We start from the raw sequence: 6,187 nt of genomic DNA, 5'->3' as shown, positions 1-6,187 counted from the left end.
GGGAAATCATGGGTGTTGCGTTGGCGCCTGGTCAGCATGGTATTCAAACTTGCGGACGGGGCGGGCGGGGGCGGGCCGCGAAGGCCCGCCCCAAGCGTAGGACGAGCGCTTAGTTGTCGTCGAGAAATTTCTCGGCGTCCAGCGCCGCCATGCAGCCGGCCCCGGCTGAGGTAATGGCCTGGCGGTAGACATGGTCGGCCACGTCGCCGGCCGCGAACACCCCCTCGATGCCGGTAGCGGTGGCATTGCCCTCACTGCCGCCCCTGACCAGCAGGTAGCCGTCACGCATCTCCAGTTGGCCCTGGAAGAGGTCTGTGTTGGGCTTGTGGCCAATGGCGATAAAGACTCCGGCCAGCTCCAGCTCGTGGGTGGCGCCGCTCAGGCTGTCCCGCAGCCGGGCGCCGGTCACGCCGCTGGCATCCCCCAGCACTTCATCCAGGTTCTGATTCCAGTGCAGGCGGATATTGCCGTTGGCGGCTTTCTCGAACAATTTGTCCTGCAGGATTTTCTCCGAACGCAGCTTGTCGCGCCGATGCACCAGGTGCACTTCCTTGGCGATGTTCGACAGATACAGTGCTTCTTCCACGGCGGTATTGCCGCCCCCGACCACAGCGACCACCTGGTTGCGGTAGAAGAACCCGTCGCAGGTGGCGCAGGCCGATACCCCCTTGCCGGCGAAGGCTTCTTCCGACGGCAGACCCAGGTATTGGGCCGATGCACCGGTGGCAATGATCAGTGCGTCGCAGCTGTAGGTGCCGCTGTCGCCGATCAGGATAAACGGTCGCTGCTGCAACTTGGCCGTGTGGATGTGGTCGTAGACGATCTCGGTATCGAAGCGCTCGGCATGTTTTTGCATGCGCTCCATCAGCACCGGGCCGGTCAGGCCTTCGACGTCACCGGGCCAGTTGTCGACTTCGGTGGTGGTGGTCAATTGTCCTCCGGCCTGCAGGCCGGTAATGACAGTCGGCTTGAGGTTGGCCCGGGCGGCATACACGGCAGCACTGTAACCGGCAGGGCCGGAGCCCAGAATAATCAGGCGTGAATGCTTCACTTGGTTCATAAAAACACCTCATAAGCCTTTGTCACAAAAGGCAATGCATGCTCAAATTGAATAGTGCGTAAAGTGCCGTTGGTTATGCTAAACCGAGGATGTACCAGCGTGGCATGAAGCGAGCAAACCCGTACAATGCCGGTATGTATCAAGATATTCAGAATTGCCCTGTTTCAGGATCCCGGGGCAGAGTGTTAAAAGTAGCCCCAGTCAGGCCAATCAACTTTATTTACCTGCTCGTTCGAGCAGTATTTTGTAGTCAATCATCAGTTGGACGCGCCGTAGGCGCAGGAAAAGACGCGTTTTGAAGAAATCCACCGCAACACCTAAAACAGTAGTCCCGCTCTGGCGTCAGCAATTGCACTACCGGCTCAAGGAAGGTGCATTGATCGCCATTGGTGCCTTATGCCTGTTTTTGATGATGGCATTGTTGACCTATGGCAAGGACGATCCGGGCTGGAGCCATAACAGCAAGATCGAAGATGTGCAGAACTTCGGTGGCCCTGCCGGTTCATACAGCGCTGATATCCTGTTTATGGTGTTGGGTTATTTCGCCTATATCTTCCCGCTGTTATTGGCGATCAAGACTTATCAGATCTTCCGTCAACGGCATGAACCCTGGCAGTGGAGCGGCTGGCTGTTTTCCTGGCGCCTGATCGGCCTGGTGTTCCTGGTGTTGTCCGGCGCCGCCTTGGCCCATATCCATTTCCACGCTGCCACCGGCTTGCCGGCCGGGGCGGGTGGGGCGCTGGGCGAAAGCCTGGGCGACCTGGCCAAAAACGCACTGAACATCCAGGGCAGCACCCTGATGTTTATCGCGCTGTTCCTGTTTGGCCTCACCGTGTTCACCGACCTGTCGTGGTTCAAGGTCATGGACGTCACGGGCAAGATCACCCTCGACCTGTTCGAACTGTTCCAGGGCGCAGCCAATCGCTGGTGGGCGGCCCGTACCGAGCGCAAGCAACTGGTGGCCCAGTTGCGCGAAGTGGATGCCCGGGTCGACGAAGTCGTGGCCCCAACCGTGACCGACAAGCGCGAGCAGGCCAAGGTCAAGGAGCGCCTGATCGAGCGCGAGCAGGCCCTGAGCAAGCACATGTCCGAGCGCGAGAAACAGGTGCCGCCGGTCATCGCCCCCGCTCCGCCGAAAGCAGCGGAACCGAGCAAGCGTGTGCAGAAAGAGAAACAAGTGCCGCTGTTCGTCGACGGCGCCGTTGAAGGCACGCTGCCACCTATTTCCATCCTCGACCCGGCAGAAAAGAAACAGCTCAACTATTCCCCCGAATCCCTGGCGGCGGTCGGCCACCTGCTGGAAATCAAACTCAAGGAGTTCGGGGTCGAGGTGTCGGTGGATTCGATTCACCCGGGCCCGGTCATTACCCGTTACGAAATCCAGCCGGCGGCCGGGGTCAAGGTCAGCCGCATCGCCAACCTGGCCAAGGACCTGGCGCGTTCCCTGGCGGTGACCAGTGTGCGGGTGGTCGAAGTGATCCCCGGCAAAACCACCGTGGGCATCGAGATTCCCAACGAGGATCGGCAGATCGTGCGCTTCTCCGAAGTGCTGTCGACCCCGGAATACGACAACTTCAAATCCCCGGTGACATTGGCCCTGGGTCATGACATTGGCGGCCGTCCGGTCATCACCGACCTGGCGAAAATGCCTCACCTGCTGGTGGCCGGTACCACCGGCTCCGGTAAGTCGGTGGGGGTGAACGCGATGATTCTGTCGATCCTGTTCAAGTCCGGCCCGGAAGACGCCAAGCTGATCATGATCGACCCGAAAATGCTCGAACTGTCGATCTACGAGGGCATTCCGCACCTGCTGTGCCCAGTGGTGACCGACATGAAGGACGCCGCCAACGCCCTGCGCTGGAGCGTGGCCGAGATGGAGCGGCGCTACAAATTGATGGCGAAGATGGGTGTACGCAACCTGTCGGGCTTCAATGCCAAGGTCAAGGAAGCCCAGGATGCCGGTACACCGCTGACCGACCCGCTGTACAACCGCGAGAGCATCCACGACGAGGCGCCGCTGCTGGTCAAGCTGCCAACCATCGTGGTGGTGGTCGACGAGTTCGCCGACATGATGATGATTGTCGGCAAGAAGGTCGAAGAGCTGATCGCGCGGATCGCACAGAAGGCCCGTGCTGCCGGTATCCACCTGATCCTCGCCACTCAGCGGCCTTCGGTGGACGTGATCACCGGTCTGATCAAGGCCAACATCCCGACCCGCATGGCGTTCCAGGTGTCGAGCAAGATCGACTCGCGGACCATCATCGACCAGGGCGGTGCCGAACAACTGCTGGGTCACGGTGACATGCTCTACATGCCGCCGGGGACCAGCCTGCCGATCCGGGTCCACGGCGCATTCGTCTCCGACGATGAAGTGCACCGCGTGGTGGAAGCCTGGAAACTGCGTGGCGCGCCTGAATACAACGACGACATCCTCAACGGTGTCGAAGAGGCGGGCAGCGGCTTTGACGGTGGCAGTGGCGGTGACAGCGATGATGCTGAAACCGACGCGCTGTACGATGAGGCGGTGCAGTTCGTCCTGGAAAGCCGCCGGGCTTCGATCTCGGCGGTGCAGCGCAAGCTCAAGATCGGCTACAACCGCGCCGCGCGGATGATCGAGTCCATGGAAATGGCCGGTGTGGTCACCGCGATGAACACCAATGGCTCGCGCGAAGTATTGGCGCCGGGCCCGATGCGCGACTGAGCATCGAATTGAATCGACGCGGCGTGATGGCACGCCGCCGATAATCCCACGCAATTTTAAGAGGACTCCCATGCGTCTTATCCGCATGATGTTGCTGCCGGTTTTGGCTTTGACCACGCTCTCGGCTCACGCTGACGACAAGGATGTAGCACGTCTGACCCAGCTGTTGGAAAAATCCCAGACCCTGACTGCACGCTTCTCCCAGCTGACCCTGGATGGCGGCGGCACCCAGTTGCAGGAAACGGCTGGCGAAATGTCGCTGCAACGCCCGGGGCTGTTTTACTGGCACACCGACGCGCCACAGGAACAACTGATGGTGTCCGACGGCAAGAAGGTTTCGCTGTGGGACCCGGACCTGGAGCAGGTGACTATCAAGAAGCTCGATCAGCGCCTGACCCAGACCCCGGCCCTGCTGCTGTCCGGTGATGTGTCGAAGATCAGCGAAAGCTTCGATATCAGTGCCAAGGAAGCTGGCGGGGTGATCGACTTCACCCTCAAGCCGAAAACCAAGGACACCCTGTTCGACAGCCTGCGCCTGTCATTCCGCAACGGCATGGTCAACGACATGCAACTGATCGACAGCGTCGGCCAGCGCACCAATATCCTGTTCACCGGCGTCAAGGCCAACGAGCCGATCCCGGCTTCCAAGTTCAAGTTCGACATCCCCAAGGGTGCCGACGTGATCCAGGAATAAGCGGCTAGTCATACAAGAGGTTGCAAAGGTACGCCATGGACCTGTTTCGTAGTGCCCCGATCGCTCAGCCCCTGGCCGCCCGCTTGCGCGCGGCCAACCTGGATGAGTACGTCGGTCAGGAACACCTGTTGGCCCGGGGCAAGCCTCTGCGCGAAGCCCTGGAGCAGGGCGCCCTGCATTCGATGATTTTCTGGGGCCCGCCAGGTGTGGGTAAGACCACCCTGGCGCGGCTGCTGGCGGAAGTCTCGGATGCGCACTTCGAAACGGTCTCGGCAGTGCTGGCCGGGGTCAAGGAGATCCGCCAGGCGGTGGAAATCGCCAAGCAACAGGCTGGTCAATACGGTCGCCGGACCATCCTCTTTGTTGACGAAGTGCACCGTTTCAACAAGTCGCAACAAGACGCCTTCCTGCCTTATGTCGAAGATGGCACGCTGATTTTCATCGGTGCCACCACTGAAAACCCTTCTTTTGAATTGAACAACGCCTTGCTTTCCCGGGCTCGGGTCTATGTGCTCAAAAGCCTGGACGAGGCCGCCCTGAACAAGCTGGTGCAGCGCGCCCTGAGCGAAGAGCGTGGCCTGGGCAAGCGTCAGCTGAGCCTGAGCGACGAAGGTTTCCAGATGCTGCTGTCGGCGGCCGACGGCGATGGCCGGCGCCTGCTCAACCTGTTGGAGAATGCCTCGGACCTGGCGGAAGACAACAGCGAGATCGGCGTCGACCTGCTGCAAAGCCTGCTGGGCGACACCCGTCGGCGTTTCGACAAGGGCGGTGAGGCGTTTTACGACCAGATTTCCGCCCTGCACAAGTCGGTGCGTGGCTCCAACCCCGACGGTGCCCTGTACTGGTTCGCGCGCATGCTCGACGGCGGTTGCGACCCGCTGTACCTGGCTCGGCGCGTGGTGCGCATGGCCAGCGAAGACATCGGTAACGCCGATCCGCGCGCCCTCAGCCTGTGCCTGGCCGCCTGGGACGTGCAGGAGCGCCTGGGCAGCCCCGAAGGCGAGTTGGCGGTGGCCCAGGCCATTACCTATCTGGCCTGCGCACCGAAAAGCAACGCGGTCTACATGGGCTTCAAGGCCGCCATGCGCAGCGCCGCCGAGCATGGTTCGCTGGAAGTACCGCTGCATTTGCGCAATGCGCCGACCAAGTTGATGAAACAACTGGGGTACGGCGACGAATACCGTTACGCCCACGATGAGCCGGATGCCTACGCCGCCGGCGAAGACTATTTTCCCGACGAGCTCGAACCGCAACCGTTCTACCAGCCGGTGCCCCGTGGCCTGGAGCTGAAGATCGGCGAGAAGCTCAATCACCTGGCAGCCCTTGACCGCGTCAGCCCGAAACAGCGGAGAAAATAGTGATTCGAACGATTCTTGCGGTGTCCGTCGCCGGTATCGCTGGTACATTACTGCGTTTCGCGGCCAGCACCTGGGTCAGCGCCAACTGGCCCCGGCATTTTTATACGGCCACCTTGGCGGTCAATCTGCTGGGTTGCATGATCATCGGCGTGCTGTACGGGCTGTTTCTGGTGCGCCCGGAAGTGCCGATCGAAATCCGCGCCGGCCTGATCGTCGGCTTTGTAGGCGGTCTTACGACCTTTTCATCCTTTTCCCTGGATACGCTGCGCTTGCTGGAAAGCGGGCAAGCACCGATAGCCTTCGGTTATCTGGCCATCAGCGTATTCGGCGGGCTGCTCGCGACCTGGGCTGGCCTGTCCTTGACCAAACTTTGA

The 6,187-nt window shown here is 60.9% G+C and carries 5 protein-coding genes; 4 read left to right on the top strand and 1 reads right to left on the bottom strand.

All coding sequences use genetic code 11. The features are described 5' to 3' along the window. Positions 1–109 precede the first annotated feature (109 nt). Entirely contained in the window at positions 110–1,060 is a 951-nt protein-coding gene (trxB, locus tag ACOZJV_RS33695; RefSeq protein WP_078473581.1) for a thioredoxin-disulfide reductase, read from the bottom strand. Between the two features lie 295 nt (positions 1,061–1,355). Here trxB and ftsK point away from each other — a divergent pair, with 295 nt between their 5' ends. The 4 genes from ftsK (at position 1,356) to crcB (ending at position 6,187) form a co-directional block, all read left to right on the top strand. Further along, complete coding sequence (ftsK, locus tag ACOZJV_RS33690; protein ID WP_421549508.1) at positions 1,356–3,761, top strand: DNA translocase FtsK; 2,406 nt, start codon at positions 1,356–1,358, stop codon at positions 3,759–3,761. A gap of 70 nt (positions 3,762–3,831) precedes the next feature. Then, complete coding sequence (gene lolA, locus ACOZJV_RS33685) at positions 3,832–4,455, top strand: outer membrane lipoprotein chaperone LolA (protein WP_020296726.1); 624 nt, start codon at positions 3,832–3,834, stop codon at positions 4,453–4,455. A 35-nt stretch (positions 4,456–4,490) separates the two neighbouring features. Further along, positions 4,491–5,813 (top strand): replication-associated recombination protein A, encoded by a 1,323-nt coding sequence (locus tag ACOZJV_RS33680; protein WP_078473579.1) that lies wholly within the window; start codon positions 4,491–4,493, stop codon positions 5,811–5,813. After that, positions 5,813–6,187: a fluoride efflux transporter CrcB gene (gene crcB / locus ACOZJV_RS33675; RefSeq protein ID WP_421549507.1), complete on the top strand. Its 375-nt coding sequence runs from the start codon at positions 5,813–5,815 to the stop codon at positions 6,185–6,187. The genes ACOZJV_RS33680 and crcB overlap by 1 nt, the downstream gene beginning before the upstream one ends.

The sequence above is a fragment of the Pseudomonas sp. QD4 genome, from assembly GCF_049199125.1.
Taxonomy (GTDB): Bacteria; Pseudomonadota; Gammaproteobacteria; order Pseudomonadales; family Pseudomonadaceae; genus Aquipseudomonas.
Note: the sequence above shows the minus strand (reverse complement) of the source record. Positions and strands in the feature narration are given on the sequence as shown.